Consider the following 14,095-nt stretch of genomic DNA (forward strand, 5'->3'; position numbering starts at 1 on the left):
ATGGCTAAGACTAGAAAGAAAAGTACAGCAAGGAAGAAAACAAACAACCAGGGAGGCGGTAGTCAGCCTCTCATTATTCTAATTGTATTGGCCCTGGTGGCGGCTTCCATTTATGGATTGAAATATTTTTCAGATCACTCGGAGTTCGAACCTATTACATTTGAATTTGGTAGTGACAGTGCCAAAGAGGATAAATCTGTAGAAAGAAGGTTCGTAGAGGAAGAAAACAATGAAAGCAAGACCGAACTTACCGTTTCTTCTAAGCAAGCAGATGAACCAAAGGAAGAACCTGTAGCAGAAAAAGAAAAGATCAATCCTGAGCGAATGGTCGAAACGGTGAAGCCCAATGAGGATCTGCCAGAATACAACAGTACGGATCGCTATTACTTTTCGAAAAGCTTTGATTTTGCCTGGCCAAAATACACGGGAGAAGATCAAATTATCGAACATGAATTTTACACCCTCAAATACAACGAGAAAACCGAGCAGGCGGACTGGGTTGCCTATAAATTAACGGCCAAGAATTTGAAAAACGCTCGTTTCAAACGTGAGGATGATTTTAGACCTGACCCAGAGGTAGATACAAAATCTGCTCACCCCGATGACTACAAAGGCAGTGGCTATGATAGAGGGCACTTGGCTCCTGCAGCAGACTTCACCTGGGACGAAGGAGGTCTTAGCGAAACTTTCTACATGAGTAATATGAGTCCCCAAGATCCGGGCTTTAACCGTGGCATCTGGAGAAAGCTCGAAGGTCAAGTAAGAGATTGGGCGATGAGCAACGGTGAGGTTTTTGTAGTGACTGGACCTATCTATGGTAGCCGAAGCACGAAAATCGGTAAGAACAAAGTATATGTACCGGAGGGCTACTATAAAGTAGTTTTAGAACTGGTAGGCCAAGATGTTAAGGCCATCGCATTTGTGCTTGACAATGAGAAATCATCTGCCGAATTGTATGAATATGCACTCAGCGTGGACGATCTGGAAACAAAAACGGGCATGGACTTTTTCCCTTCCATACCCGATGATCTTGAAAACAAGATTGAAAGCTATTATGATTATTCAGCCTGGTGATTCAGGCTGAATACTTATTTGCAATATTTGCTTACAGCTGATTCCGCTTCCTTCACTCCTAGACTTGCAGCCTGCTTAAAATCCTGGCAAGCACCTGTGCTTTTCTTTTCCTGCATACTCAATGCACCTCTGTACAAGAAAGCTTCTCCGTATTGTCTATCCAGATTAATGGCATTGTTGTATCCTGAACGAGCCTTCGGGAATTCACCCATGTGATGCGCTGCACGACCTACCCAAAAATATCCTTCTGCCAGATCATCCTTTTCTTTGATCGCCAATTCAGCAAAATATAGCGATTGCTCGTAATTTTCAGCTCTATAGTAGTACTTGGCCAAACTCAACATCGCTGAAGTGTTCTTACCATCTATATCTAATACTTTCTCAAAATCTTTAAGGGCCTTATCATACTGATTCAATTCCTCATATGAACGTCCACGATTATAAAGTGACTTCACATGAGAAGGATGTAGCTTCAGGTATTCGTTATAAGCCTCTACTGCACCTTTAAAATCCTTCTTTGCATAAAGCGTATCTCCCTTGGATTGTTCTTCTGACTGACAGCTAACCGCCAGCGCTAACATAACTACAAATAATATTCTTTTCATTGTTGACTATTTTGCTGCAAAGCTATAAGCTAATGCTCAATTAGACTTCTATTCTTTGCTTTTACTTTAATTCTGTACTGAAGCTCTAATGGTAACTACTTGAGTTGGGTTCTGTGGATCACTTGAGTAGATGTAAACTGTTTTGTTCTGTCCACCTCGTCTATTGCTTGTATCAAAGGTGACTTTAAGTTTAGCCGACTTTCCTGGTTTGATATCATAGTCAGATAGATCTGCCACCAAACAAGAGCAATTGGCATCTACTTTTCTAATGTTGAGGTTCTTTTTGCCGGTATTGACCAATTCATATTCCACCTTCACAGTCTCTCCAGCCTGAACTTTCCCTACATTCTGCAGTTTATTATTGATGCTCAACTGGGCGGCATTCGACCTTTCTACATCTGTCATTGGAGGAAAGTACTCTCTTACAGATGCTCTCAGGTTCAAATTCTTTCGACTATCCTCTGCCTCTTCGGTGAACAAGGACAGTCCAAAACTCTGCATCCCTAAATGATCTTCATGGCTGGGATCATAAGTCACCCATGCACTGGCCTTTGTTTTAGGAGGCAAAACCATGGTATCATATTCCACAACAATAAATTCCGGCCCTTCATACTTGTCTAAAAACACCAGGGTATCCGTCTCACTGTCATTGTACAACTCCAGTTGAGATTTTACAGGCTTTTCATCCGTGATCCTTCCTAGATTAATATTGTTACTCTGCACCCTGAGCATCCCTATCTTGGTAGGCAACTTCTCTTCTATCGTTCTTACCCTTGGAATCACACTACCCTTGATATAAGCATAAACCACAGGCGGCTGACCATTTGTATTGATTCTAAGTGACTTGCTAAAGCTACCCGGTCTGTTCATCGGATTGTATTGCGCGCGGACATATCCACGTTCTCCTGGCGCTACAGGATCTTTAGTCCAATTAGGAGTGGTACAACCACAGGACGCTTTGACATGCGAAATGATCAATGGTGCATCCCCTACATTTTCAAATTCAAACTCATGAAGAATTGGACCATCTTCCTCTTTTACTTGTCCAAAATCATAAGTCGTTTCGATCAACTCTATTTTTGGTTGAGCCAAAACCGACACTGAAAGGGCGGATAAAATCAGGAAGGATAAAAATGTCACTTTATTCATAAGAAATTTGATTTGTTCAAGCTCAAAATTACTAAGATTATTTCTTTCCAATAATTAATAGGATTTTTTCGGATGAGTTTTTTTGCTAGGCATTAATGCATTTATTTTACGCACATTTCGACATAAATAACAACTTAGAATTGGTCAGTTTCGACCTATTATTTACATAAATGGCAAGAGTACTTACGGGAATTCAAAGTTCTGGCAAACCACACCTTGGAAATATCCTTGGTGCCATTCAGCCAGCTATCCAATTGACAGAAAAAGAAGGTCAGGAATCGTTGCTTTTCATCGCAGATCTCCATTCGTTAACTACAATCAAAGACGCTGAGGTCAGAAAAGAAAACACCAAAGCTGTGGCTGCATCGTGGTTGGCATTTGGTCTGGACACTGAAAAGTCAATTTTCTATCGCCAGTCCAAGATACCAGAGGTTTGTGAACTAACATGGTACCTGAGCTGCCTTACTCCTTTCCCGATGTTGGCCAATGCGCATTCCTTCAAGGACAAATCGGACAGACTATCAGATGTCAATGCAGGGCTATTTACTTACCCAGTACTAATGGCTGCAGATATCCTGATGTATGACGCGGAGATAGTCCCTGTTGGTAAGGATCAAAAGCAGCACCTCGAGATGACTCGGGATATGGCCAACAGTTTTAATCATCAGTACGGTGAGAATTTCGTAATCCCTGAATCTAGAATTGACGAAAACCTCATGACCATCCCGGGTACGGATGGACAGAAGATGAGTAAATCATATGGCAACACCATTGACATTTTCCTTCCTGAAAAGAAGCTGAAAAAGAATGTAAATGCGATCGTAACGGACAGTTTGCCATTAGAAGCACCCAAGGATCCTGATACCTGCAACGTTTTTCAGATTTACAAAATCATCGCAGAACCAGAGCAAACGGCTTCACTCAAAGAAAAATACCTGGCAGGTAATTTTGGATATGGTCATGCCAAGAAAGAATTATTAGAGCTTATCTTAGACAAGTATCAAAAGGAAAGAGAACTCTTCAATTATTATATGGAAAACGAGGCTGAACTAGAGCAAAAACTTCAGGAAGGTGAAGCAAAAGCCAGAGCCATCGCACAAAAAGTATTACAAAGAACCAAAGACTTAATCGGATTTTAATACCCTCACACATATGGAAGCATATATACAAGAATCAATAGACAAGTGGCTCAATAGCAGCATTGACGAAGCGGACAAGAAAGCCATCCAGGCCATGATCGACGCTGGAGAAGAAACTGAACTGACAGACTCGTTCTACAAAGAACTGGAATTCGGTACTGGTGGACTCAGAGGCATCATGGGCTTGGGAAGCAATCGCATGAACAAATACACCATCGGTGTAGCTACTCAAGGATTGGCGAACTATCTAAAAAAAGAATTTGCTGGAGAGGAAATCTCTGTGGCTATCGCCCATGACAGTAGAAACAACAGTGATTTCTTCGCAGCTACCACTGCAGCCATATTCTCTGCCAATGGCATTAAAGTCTATTTATTCGAGGCATTGAGACCTACTCCTGAGTTGTCCTTTGCTATTCGTGAGCTAGGGTGCAAAAGTGGGGTGGTTTTGACAGCTTCACATAATCCTAAAGAATACAACGGGTATAAGGCTTACTGGTCGGACGGTGCGCAGATCATTGCTCCACATGACAAAAATATCATTGATGAGGTAAGAGCCATATCTAGTTTTGAAGATGTGAAATTTGAAGCCGATGATGCTTTGATTGTAAAAATCGGCAAAGACATCGATGACAAATACCTGGATACATTAGAGGCATTGAGCCTATCACCAGAGGCTATCAAGAATCAATCTGATCTTTCTATTGTCTTCTCTCCTATCCATGGTACGGGTATCACCCTGGTTCCTTCCATTCTAGAGAGATTAGGATTTAAGAATGTAACTATAGTAGAAGAGCAATCTGAACCTAATGGCAATTTCCCAACTGTGGTTTATCCTAACCCTGAGGAGAAAGAAGCCATGAGTATTGCTTTGAAAAAAGCAGAAAGCATCGATGCAGATTTGGTTATGGCCACCGACCCAGATGCTGACCGTGTAGGTATCGCTATCAAAAACAAAGAAGGCAAGTTTGAGTTACTAAATGGTAACCAAACCGGTTCTCTATTGATTTATTACTTGTGTACCAAGTGGAAAGAGAACAACAAGCTTAACGGCAAGCAGTTCATTGTAAAGACCATAGTAACAACAGAGCTAATCAAGGACATTGCCGATCGCTTTGATATCGAAAGCTATGATACCCTGACAGGCTTTAAATTTATCGCAGGTCTCATCCGTGAATTTGAAGGAAAGAAAGAATTCATCGGGGGTGGTGAAGAGAGTTATGGCTATTTGATTGGGGACAGCGTTCGGGACAAGGATGCGGTGGCCTCTTGTGCCATGATCGCAGAGATGGCTGCATGGGCGAAAGACAACGGGAAAAGTGTCATGGAGCTTCTAGAGGAAATCTACAGTGAGTTTGGCATGTACTGGGAGGCACTTACTTCACTAACCAAAAAAGGGAAATCCGGAGCGGAAGAAATCCAAAAAATGATGAGTGATGCAAGAAGCAATGCACCAAAATCGTTGGGAGGTTCACCAGTAACTACCCTATTGGACTATCAGTCTGGCGAGGCAACAGATCTCAAAACTGGTAACAAAACCAAAATGGACTACCCAAGCTCCAACGTGCTACAATTCTTAACAGAGGATGGTTCTAAAGTCTCTTTGAGACCTTCAGGAACCGAACCTAAAATCAAATTTTACTTCAGTGTAAAATCTGAATCTGGCTCCTCTCTAGGTATTGAAGAACAAAAAGAAAAGCTGAATCAAAAAATTGAGCAAATCAAATCAGAGTTAGGATTATAAATCCTACTCTAATTATGCTGGTATTCTAATAATATCACAAATCCGTTTCAAAAGTTCATTATATTAGAACTCAAAATGGAATCAATTGTATTTTTAGAATATCAGCACCTCTAAAGTGCATCTAAATACTGATTGCGTCCAATATTTTTCATTTTAGACTAAAAGTATAAACAGATATATTTATATTTCAATTCTAATATGAGAACCATCCAAGCACTAAATAATACAATATGGTAATTCCATTGTTGCTCATCATAGTCGGTTTTGTTCTTTTGATCAAAGGAGCCGATTTTTTAGTTAATGGAGCTTCATCACTTGCGAAAAGATACAACGTATCAGACATAGCCATTGGTCTGACTGTAGTTGCTATGGGAACCTCAGCACCCGAATTGGTAGTCAATATTATTTCAGGATCTACTGGGCACAACGACGTAGTGTTTGGCAACATCATAGGTTCCAATATCTTCAACATGTTTTTGATATTGGGGATATCAAGTGTGATCTATCCCTTGACAGTACAAAAAAATGCACTTTGGAAAGAAGTTCCATATTCTTTGGTCGCTACTATTGTATTCTTCATTCTAGTCAATGATCAATTGATCTTTGGAGCGGAAGAAAACAGTGCCAGTATCTTAGATGGAATCATACTGTTACTCATGTTTGGAGCCTTTCTTTTTTATGTATTCCAAAACATGCAACGGACAGGTGACCTAGGCGGTGACATGGACGAAATCGAGATGTATGGAAGTTTAAAAACTGCCATGCTAATCATATTTGGTATAGCAGGTCTAGGAGGTGGAGGTAAACTGATCGTTGACAATGCTATTCTGATCGCAGAAAGCGTAGGCATTAGTGAAAAGGTAATTGGTTTAACAATTCTAGCGGCAGGTACTTCCCTACCTGAATTAGCAACTACAGCAGTAGCAGCTTTTCACAAAAAATCAGATTTGGCAGTAGGAAACATAGTAGGATCCAACATCTTCAATCTGCTTTTGGTTTTAGGCGCCACTGCTGCATTCAATGGTCCATTGGCCTTTGATATTGATTTGAATACAGATCTTTATATTATCATGATAGGAACCTTCATGTTGTTCTTATTCATGTTTACCCTTCAAAAATACAAGCTGGATAGAGCTGAAGGCGCATTATACTTGTTAGGTTTTGCTGCCTACATTGTCTTCCTCTACTTCAACCGAATGTAAAATTCTTCTTCCTTATTAACACTGCTTAACAGCTTTTAACGCTGCATTAACAGTGTCGTTTGTTGTTTGATTCTACCTTACCTGATATTATTTCACCCCTTAGGCAACTAATCTGGTATTGGCTGCATTTGAATACAAACGATGAACATTAAACTTCCCAATCAATTGGAAGAAGGAGAACTAGTAAAAAGATGTCAGGCCCAAGATGCCGAGGCGCAACGTGAGCTATATGAGCGATATGCTGATAAGTTATATCGTATAGGCTTTCGTTACTTGTCCGAAGAGACTGCAGCTGAGGATGCTGTAACTGAGGGTTTCCTGAAAATCTTTGCCAAAATACCTCAGTTCGAGTTTCGAGGAAAAGGAAGTCTGGAAGGTTGGCTTAAGAGAATTATCGTCAATGAATCGCTAATGCTCTTGAGAAAGAGAAAACAAAAATTAGTAGATATTGAACACTCAGCTGAAAAAGACAATGGGTACAGCATTGATCAAGGGCTAATTGAAGAAGATATCATTGCTGAAGTCAGAAAGCTTCCCAAAGGATATAGAACGGTATTTAACCTATATGCCATCGAAGGCTACACCCACAGAGAAATCGGCGAAAAACTTGGAATCAGCGAAAACACCTCTAAATCCCAATTGAGCAAAGCGAGAGCATCGTTAATGAAATCACTGGAAAAACTAGGAGCTATTTAATCCCTACAGATATGAAGTCAAATAATAAGCAAATAAGTAAAAAGAGCATGACAGATCGAGTCTGTAAATCAGCTAGTCAAGTAGCCGATCAGGTTTCTATGGGATTAGAAAGAAAGAAACGGATTTGGGAATCGATATCAGCCAAACTTTCTGAAATAGACAAACGAGTGTTATCATGGTTTCTGGTCATGACCACCTCCTTTTCTTTGGTTGTTGCAGGAAGCATAGATTTTCTATTGAAAGAAACACCCATTCATAAAAATGAGGAGGAGACTATTGATCAACCCAAGCTTGCTGAAATCGACGATGTATTAGAACATAAACCAGAGATGAAAGAATTAAGGACTATAGAGTCCAAAGCCATCTCAAATAGGACTAAAAAAAATGAATCAAGTAAGATCAGCCTTCCAAAAGTTAAAATCACTCAAGCTACTACAGCTGATATGAATGAAGCAAAGGACCATTTCAATAAAAGACCTAAAGCATTCGCAGCTGTTAACATCAACACCAATGGCTTGGCACCAGAAATTGGATTGACATTACCTGTATATGGACACTTAGGAAAAAACAGTCAGCATGTAGTGAGTGTCGGACTTTCTACTCAAATACAAATGACTAACCTGACTAGTTCAGAATCAAGTCAAGCTTCCAATCTCAAAATTCAACCCTTGGTCTATGGTAATTTGATTTATGACTTAAGAAAGAATGACGGAGCACCTAACTGGAATTTCCGAATGGGTTACCAGATCAACGAAAGCATTGACAGCAGTTTATGGAATGGAAGAAGCATCAAGGCCTCTATCCATAAAAGCCTCAATGATCACATCAGAATTGGCCCAGAAATCATCATTTCAGATGACTTCAAGAGAGTTTATCCTGGGATCGCATTGGTGGTGAGTTAAGCAAACTGAAACTTCATGTACTTAATGCTTTCCCCTTGGTCATAGAATAGCTGTTCGTATTTGGTCTTGACACCATGATGCTCATCCATAAACTCTGACTGATATAAATTGTGGGTATAAGATAGATTCTTAACCTTGATCTGCCCTGTTTGGATTAGTTCCAGTGTGTAATCGAATAGAAATGTACTGTCAGTCTTGAACTTTAACCAACCCTCATCATCCAATAAGTTTCGATACATTTCCATAAATCGAGGCGCCGTTAACCTCCTTTTTTCATCCCCATCCTTTGGTCGAGGATCGGGAAATGTAATCCACAATTCGGAGATTTCATTTGAGGCAAAATGGTCATCAATTTGCTCAATTTTAGTTCTTAAAAAGGCGATATTATCAAGATTATTCTCAACCGCATAGGAACTTCCTACCCATATGCGGGCCCCTTTGATATCCACGCCTATGAAATTTTTATCCGTAAAAATCTCTCCAAGTCCAGTCGTATACTCCCCACGTCCGCAACCTAACTCTACCACCAGGTCATTGTTATTCTTGAAATGATCGGTTCTCCACTTCCCTCCTAGTTTGGTAAAATTAGGCTTCCCATTTTCTACCACATTGTAACGAATCGCGTTATCCTCGAATCTCTCTAATTTCTTTCTTCCCACTTTTACAAGTCCTTTATTTCTGCCACTACGAAGGTGCTTCCACCAACAAAAACCACATCTCCAGGTTTAGCATTAGCTTGTGCTGCTTCATAAGCCTCACTTACCGAATCGAATGTCTCAAAATCAAGATCATACTTCTCACCTAAAACGGATAAATCTGACACCTTCATCGCTCTGGGTATATCCGCGGCGCAAAAGTAATAAGAAGCCTTCTTAATCAATAGCTTCATTACTTTATCCACTGCTTTATCTCCTGCCATTCCCCAGACAACATGTAATTGTCTATCACCAGTCAACAATTGATTGAGTCGATTCATCAGCTCACCTACTGCTTCCTCATTGTGACCTATGTCCGCCAAAGTCAATGGTGTTTCTCGAATTTGTTGCCACCTTCCTTTTAGGCCTGTTTGCTTTACTACTGAGGAAACTCCTCTAACAATGGCATCATTAGTTATTGCATAACCACCAGTCCGAAGCACTTCTAATCCCTTTAAAACAATGGGGAGATTCTTTTCAATAGAGGCGCCCCTTAGGTCTGAAGCGTAATTAGTCCAGGAGTTCGATGGTCGATCATGAATCCTGACTTCATTTTTTTCTAGCAACTGAGATTGAAAAAAATCGAATGCGTAATAACATGGCGCTGATTTCAACTCCGCATATTCTTGAATTACTTCTTTTGCCAAAGCAGGCATCTCACCTAATACAGCAGGCACGCCTTCTTTGATAATCCCCGCCTTCTCTCTTGCAATATTTTCAATACCAGCACCCAATATATCCTCGTGATCCAGTCCTATGGACGTAATAACCGACAACTCTGGTGTAATGATATTTGTAGAATCTAGTCGCCCACCTAGCCCCGCTTCTATTACAGCAACATCCAATTCTTGCTGAGCGAAATATTCAAATGCCATGATCACGGTAATCTCAAAAAAAGAAGGTTGCACCTCCTTCATTAGCCCTTTGCATCTCTGAACAAAATCCACCACGTAAGATTCAGGCACTAATTCTCCATTAATCTTAATTCTCTCCCTGAAACTTTTAAGATGTGGAGAAGTGTAAAGTCCTACCTTATAACCAGCGGATTGTAGCACTGAAGCAAAAAGATGGGCAGTAGAACCCTTGCCATTGGTTCCTGCAATATGAATGGATTTAAATAGCCTTTCTGGATTGTTCAGTGCATCAGCCAGTCGAAGGGTATTTGTTAAATCCTTCTTCATAGCAGCTGCCCCCACTCTCTGAAATATGGGTAATTGCTCGTACAAGAAGTCGAGCGACTCCTGATAGGTCATATGTTTATTTGGAAGTAATGATGAAAGTAATACGCCCTGTTGAGACTGGGGCCATTGATCGATTATCCGAAAGCTTGCTAAAGGTCAAATCCATCACTGCATCTCGGTAGACTCTTTCCACAACTGGAGAAACTGTTTTTTCAATTGTTCGGATACCAATAATCTCGCCTTCATCATCTACTTTGATTTCGAAAACGATGTATCCTTCTTCATTAGAGTTATCATCCGGTTGAGGAGCAAAGTCCCAATCCCATCCACTCAGATCCAGGCTGGATCCGGCATTGCCACTACCGCCACCTGCATCAGATTTCTTAAAAATGGCTCGATCATCAATTTTAGGTTGAGAATCAGTGGTTTTAGCAGCATCCTCTCCTTTGGTATCATCCTCTTCTTTAACTTCCTCTTTCTTAGGCTGCTCTTTTGGCTTTTCTACAACCTGTTGTTTTTGCTCCACTTGTTTTTCTACCACATCGGGGCTGTTAATATCCTCGGTAGTAGTCGACTCCTCTACTGGCTCGACTGCTTCTGTCGTCTCAGTTTCTACGGGTTCTTCTGGACTAGAGGCCTCACTAGACTCTTGAACTTCCTCTGCTTGCTCGGCTTCCTGAACTTCCTCTACATCATCTATTGTTTCTGATTGAACAGGCACATCATCCGAATTGTCACTGATAAGTTCATTTCCGAGATTAAATTCTATACCATATTCTGGTATCGGTGGATCTGGTTCTGTCCAGGCCAGTGTAAAGAAAAAGATCAATAGCAAGACTGCGTGAAGCACTACACTCACGTAAACACCCGTAATTCTATTTTTCTTTTCGTTCAATTCCATATCAATCAGGCTTGGTCGCCAATGAAATCTTCGCTTCTAATTTGGTAGCCACACTGGCTACATTTACTAAATGTTCCACAGGGACAGATTTGTCACAATGCAAGACCACAACGCCCTCCTTATCCATCAGTTCCGCCTTCAAGGCAGCCTCCAAATTATTCAAACTCGTGCTCTTGTCATTCACGAAATATTGTAAATCAGGCGTGATGGTTACACTCACTTTCTGCATCACAATATTCGAACTTTTGCTGGTAGGCAAATTGACTGGTAAACCAGAAGGTGTAATGAACGAAGAGGTGAGCATAAAAAAGATAAGCAATAGAAAAATCACATCTGTCATAGACGACATAGAAAATGATGCTTCTACCTTATGTTTACTTTTCAGATCCATAAGTTCTTATTTTTGGGGTTCCTGAAGTAAATCAATAAAATTGATCGAAGTATACTCCATTTTATGGATCAACTTCCCCACTTTGGTGATGAGGTAATTGTATGCCAGGTAACTAATAATACCTACAAACAAACCTGCTGCTGTTGTAATCATTGCTTCATATATTCCACTTGACAACAACTTTGGACTCACAGCTCCTTCTTCCTGAGCAATAGACATAAATGCCTGTATCATACCCGTAACAGTTCCCAAAAAGCCAATCATGGGTGCTGCACCTGAAATAGTAGCCAGCAAGGACAAATTCTTTTCCAGCTTGTATACTTCTATCTTTCCCACATTTTCGATGGAAGCCTCAATGCTTCTCAATGGGTTACCAATTCTTGATATCCCTTTTTCAAGCATCTTTGCGATAGGAGTAGCTTCTCTAGCACAAAGCGTTTGAGCCTCTGATATTTTGCCATTCACTACCAATTGCTTGACTTCATCCATCAAGTTGTCAGGAGTCTTTCCAGCAGCCTTAATGTTTAAAATCCTCTCAACAAAAATATAAGTACCTACTAGGGACAGTAACAAGATGGGCAGGATCATATATCCCCCTTTAAACAATAGATCTAGGATTGACATTTCTTCTACCACCTCGACCGTCTCTTCTACTGGCAACTCTTGCAGTATCGATAATAAAACCATATTGAGCATATTCATAGATTGGGGTAAACAAAAAAAAGGCCAAAAATTGACCTTTTTAATTATTATATGTTTTTCGTTTCACTTAGTACTTCAAAGCCCATACCTGATCTCCAAATTCAGACTGATATTGACCTAATTGACTAGCAGCATCTCCATAAGTGGAATAATCTGCAATAGACAACCTGTATCTCTTGGATTTACCGAAAGGTGAAATAATTTTCACTCCTCTGCCTTGTTCGCTGAGCTCTTTGGCGTAATCCATCGCTAAATCTTCATCAATAAAACTACCGATGATGATATAAGACAAACCAGTACGATCAGTTACTCTGATGATTTCACCAGCTGGTGCCGCATTCGCCGAAGCTGTACTAGTTGTTTCTTCAACTGGTTCTTCAGGCTTAGTCGTTTCAGTTACCTCAGATTCAGGTTCTTCTATTTCAGCTACTGGTGCTGGTTCTTCCTTCTTTGGCTCTGGTTTTGATTTTTCAACTTTTGCCACTTCTTTGTTTTCTTCAGGACCTCCTGACAACCAAAGCATACCGGCTGCTATGACAGCTATGACTATTACACCAATTACAATGATCTTGGTGAATCCTCCAGAAGATTCATTGTAGGTATAGGCTTTATAGTTTTCGGGTAACTTCTTATCCTCAGTATCATTGGTAATTGGCTCCTCTTCTTCTGAACTTCCAAAAGAAATACTGTCTGAATCAAAAAGAGATTCCTCATCAGAAGAACTTCCAAAGTCCACAGAAGATGGGTCATCAGAAGCAAATAAAGAATCGGTGTCTTCCTCTTCATCATCTGCCATACCTAAGGCCGCCAGGTCATCAGGACTATCAATACTTGCTAGTAAATCATCGCTTGACATGATATCATCATCCGAAGTATCATCGTCACCAAACAATGAATCTGTTTCAGAATCACTAGCAAATATAGAGTCTGAGCTATCTTCAGTTGAGCTTTCCGGCTCAGAAGACGAATCTTCTCCTATCAGCTCATCATAATTGATACTTCCAAAATCTGTACTAGAGGAATCGTCATCATCATCATCCCCTAACCTATCTGATATGAGTTGTGCACTATCTAATACATCTTCTACTTCATCAATTCCCTCATCCAAAATAGAATTAGACAATCCCGCATCAGCACTTGGCTCATCTATCCCAGGAGTAGGAATATCATCCAATACGCTCATATCAATATCATCCGACCCAGACAAAGGTGAATCAGAGGGGGTAGGTTCTTCTTGAACTGGAGAATCATCTGACTCTTCATCATCATCAAAAGACATGTCCAATTCTTGCAATTCATCAAACTCTAAATCAGGCAAACCGAAATCGTCATCCGACATGTCATTTGATGATTTTTTTTCTTCCTCTGAACCATCATTTAGCTTATCTTCAGCCATAGTCAATCTTATTGTTGATATAGTAAATATTCTAGTTTCTTTTTCTAGCCAGTAAATGTAGCCATTTAATTTGACTTTACAACTTAATCCTAAGCCCTGATAAATCCAATATTATTGTTGTTAATATTGCGATAGAAACTCGGGCCAAATAATATACCTGATTAATTGTTACTTACCTTTTAATCGGATTCAAACAATTTTTTCTTATGAAATCAAAGCTCTCATATATTGTTTTCTTCATATTTTTTCACTTACTGCTTAGTTGCAACTCAAAAGAGAAAAAAAGTAACTCTTTCGTAAATACCGAGTTATGGAAATCAG

14 protein-coding genes are annotated in these 14,095 nt (G+C 40.2%); 6 read left to right on the forward strand and 8 right to left on the reverse strand.

What is annotated here, in order from left to right; all coding sequences use genetic code 11:
- Complete coding sequence (locus tag N7U62_RS05665) at window positions 1–1,074, forward strand: DNA/RNA non-specific endonuclease (protein ID WP_264136925.1); 1,074 nt, start codon at window positions 1–3, stop codon at window positions 1,072–1,074.
- 14 nt (window positions 1,075–1,088) lie between these two features.
- Here the strand turns inward: N7U62_RS05665 and N7U62_RS05670 are convergent, their stop codons facing one another.
- Window positions 1,089–1,679 (reverse strand): tetratricopeptide repeat protein, encoded by a 591-nt coding sequence (locus N7U62_RS05670; protein ID WP_264136926.1) that lies wholly within the window; start codon window positions 1,677–1,679, stop codon window positions 1,089–1,091.
- A 66-nt stretch (window positions 1,680–1,745) separates the two neighbouring features.
- Window positions 1,746–2,828, reverse strand: a complete 1,083-nt coding sequence (locus N7U62_RS05675; protein WP_264136927.1) for a DUF1573 domain-containing protein — start codon at window positions 2,826–2,828, stop codon at window positions 1,746–1,748.
- Window positions 2,829–2,998: 170 nt separating this feature from the next.
- Here N7U62_RS05675 and trpS point away from each other — a divergent pair, with 170 nt between their 5' ends.
- The 5 genes from trpS (at window position 2,999) to N7U62_RS05700 (ending at window position 8,508) form a co-directional block, all read left to right on the forward strand.
- Window positions 2,999–3,967 carry a tryptophan--tRNA ligase gene (gene trpS / locus N7U62_RS05680; protein ID WP_264136928.1) on the forward strand — a complete coding sequence of 323 codons (969 nt, stop codon included), beginning with the start codon at window positions 2,999–3,001 and terminating at the stop codon, window positions 3,965–3,967.
- 13 nt (window positions 3,968–3,980) lie between these two features.
- Window positions 3,981–5,708, forward strand: coding sequence for a phospho-sugar mutase (locus N7U62_RS05685; protein WP_264136929.1), 1,728 nt, complete (start codon window positions 3,981–3,983; stop codon window positions 5,706–5,708).
- Window positions 5,709–5,938: 230 nt separating this feature from the next.
- Entirely contained in the window at window positions 5,939–6,910 is a 972-nt protein-coding gene (locus tag N7U62_RS05690; RefSeq protein WP_264136930.1) for a calcium/sodium antiporter, read from the forward strand.
- Window positions 6,911–7,051: 141 nt separating this feature from the next.
- Window positions 7,052–7,606 carry an RNA polymerase sigma factor gene (locus tag N7U62_RS05695; protein ID WP_264136931.1) on the forward strand — a complete coding sequence of 185 codons (555 nt, stop codon included), beginning with the start codon at window positions 7,052–7,054 and terminating at the stop codon, window positions 7,604–7,606.
- 11 nt (window positions 7,607–7,617) lie between these two features.
- Window positions 7,618–8,508 carry a hypothetical protein gene (locus N7U62_RS05700; protein ID WP_264136932.1) on the forward strand — a complete coding sequence of 297 codons (891 nt, stop codon included), beginning with the start codon at window positions 7,618–7,620 and terminating at the stop codon, window positions 8,506–8,508.
- Here the strand turns inward: N7U62_RS05700 and trmB are convergent.
- The 6 genes from trmB to N7U62_RS05730 form a co-directional block, all read right to left on the reverse strand.
- The gene (gene trmB, locus N7U62_RS05705) at window positions 8,505–9,167 is read right to left on the reverse strand and encodes a tRNA (guanosine(46)-N7)-methyltransferase TrmB (protein ID WP_264136933.1); all 663 of its coding nucleotides are present in this window, start codon (window positions 9,165–9,167) and stop codon (window positions 8,505–8,507) included. The genes N7U62_RS05700 and trmB overlap by 4 nt on opposite strands.
- Before the next feature lie 2 nt (window positions 9,168–9,169).
- Window positions 9,170–10,456 (reverse strand): bifunctional folylpolyglutamate synthase/dihydrofolate synthase, encoded by a 1,287-nt coding sequence (locus N7U62_RS05710; RefSeq protein WP_264136934.1) that lies wholly within the window; start codon window positions 10,454–10,456, stop codon window positions 9,170–9,172.
- A gap of 4 nt (window positions 10,457–10,460) precedes the next feature.
- Window positions 10,461–11,285, reverse strand: coding sequence for a hypothetical protein (locus tag N7U62_RS05715; protein ID WP_264136935.1), 825 nt, complete (start codon window positions 11,283–11,285; stop codon window positions 10,461–10,463).
- Between the two features lies 1 nt (window position 11,286).
- The gene (locus tag N7U62_RS05720; protein ID WP_264136936.1) at window positions 11,287–11,676 is read right to left on the reverse strand and encodes an ExbD/TolR family protein; all 390 of its coding nucleotides are present in this window, start codon (window positions 11,674–11,676) and stop codon (window positions 11,287–11,289) included.
- Between the two features lie 6 nt (window positions 11,677–11,682).
- Complete coding sequence (locus N7U62_RS05725) at window positions 11,683–12,363, reverse strand: MotA/TolQ/ExbB proton channel family protein (RefSeq protein WP_264136937.1); 681 nt, start codon at window positions 12,361–12,363, stop codon at window positions 11,683–11,685.
- An 82-nt stretch (window positions 12,364–12,445) separates the two neighbouring features.
- On the reverse strand, window positions 12,446–13,774 hold the full coding sequence (locus N7U62_RS05730; RefSeq protein ID WP_264136938.1) for an SPOR domain-containing protein: 1,329 nt from the start codon (window positions 13,772–13,774) through the stop codon (window positions 12,446–12,448).
- Between the last annotated feature and the right edge of the window lie 321 nt (window positions 13,775–14,095).

Source organism: Reichenbachiella ulvae (genome assembly GCF_025833875.1).
In the GTDB taxonomy this organism is placed as follows: domain Bacteria; phylum Bacteroidota; class Bacteroidia; order Cytophagales; family Cyclobacteriaceae; genus Reichenbachiella; species Reichenbachiella ulvae.

What these genes read in the sequence shown, in the direction of transcription:
- N7U62_RS05710 (WP_264136934.1), bottom strand. Translation starts at nt 10,456, where the DNA reads ATGACCTATCAGGAGTCGCTCGACTTCTTGTACGAGCAATTACCCATA.
- N7U62_RS05665 (WP_264136925.1), top strand. Translation starts at nt 1, where the DNA reads ATGGCTAAGACTAGAAAGAAAAGTACAGCAAGGAAGAAAACAAACAAC.
- N7U62_RS05690 (WP_264136930.1), top strand. Translation starts at nt 5,939, where the DNA reads ATGGTAATTCCATTGTTGCTCATCATAGTCGGTTTTGTTCTTTTGATC.
- N7U62_RS05685 (WP_264136929.1), top strand. Translation starts at nt 3,981, where the DNA reads ATGGAAGCATATATACAAGAATCAATAGACAAGTGGCTCAATAGCAGC.
- N7U62_RS05720 (WP_264136936.1), bottom strand. Translation starts at nt 11,676, where the DNA reads ATGGATCTGAAAAGTAAACATAAGGTAGAAGCATCATTTTCTATGTCG.
- N7U62_RS05725 (WP_264136937.1), bottom strand. Translation starts at nt 12,363, where the DNA reads ATGGTTTTATTATCGATACTGCAAGAGTTGCCAGTAGAAGAGACGGTC.
- N7U62_RS05670 (WP_264136926.1), bottom strand. Translation starts at nt 1,679, where the DNA reads ATGAAAAGAATATTATTTGTAGTTATGTTAGCGCTGGCGGTTAGCTGT.
- N7U62_RS05715 (WP_264136935.1), bottom strand. Translation starts at nt 11,285, where the DNA reads ATGGAATTGAACGAAAAGAAAAATAGAATTACGGGTGTTTACGTGAGT.
- N7U62_RS05730 (WP_264136938.1), bottom strand. Translation starts at nt 13,774, where the DNA reads ATGGCTGAAGATAAGCTAAATGATGGTTCAGAGGAAGAAAAAAAATCA.
- N7U62_RS05700 (WP_264136932.1), top strand. Translation starts at nt 7,618, where the DNA reads ATGAAGTCAAATAATAAGCAAATAAGTAAAAAGAGCATGACAGATCGA.
- trpS (WP_264136928.1), top strand. Translation starts at nt 2,999, where the DNA reads ATGGCAAGAGTACTTACGGGAATTCAAAGTTCTGGCAAACCACACCTT.
- N7U62_RS05675 (WP_264136927.1), bottom strand. Translation starts at nt 2,828, where the DNA reads ATGAATAAAGTGACATTTTTATCCTTCCTGATTTTATCCGCCCTTTCA.
- N7U62_RS05695 (WP_264136931.1), top strand. Translation starts at nt 7,052, where the DNA reads ATGAACATTAAACTTCCCAATCAATTGGAAGAAGGAGAACTAGTAAAA.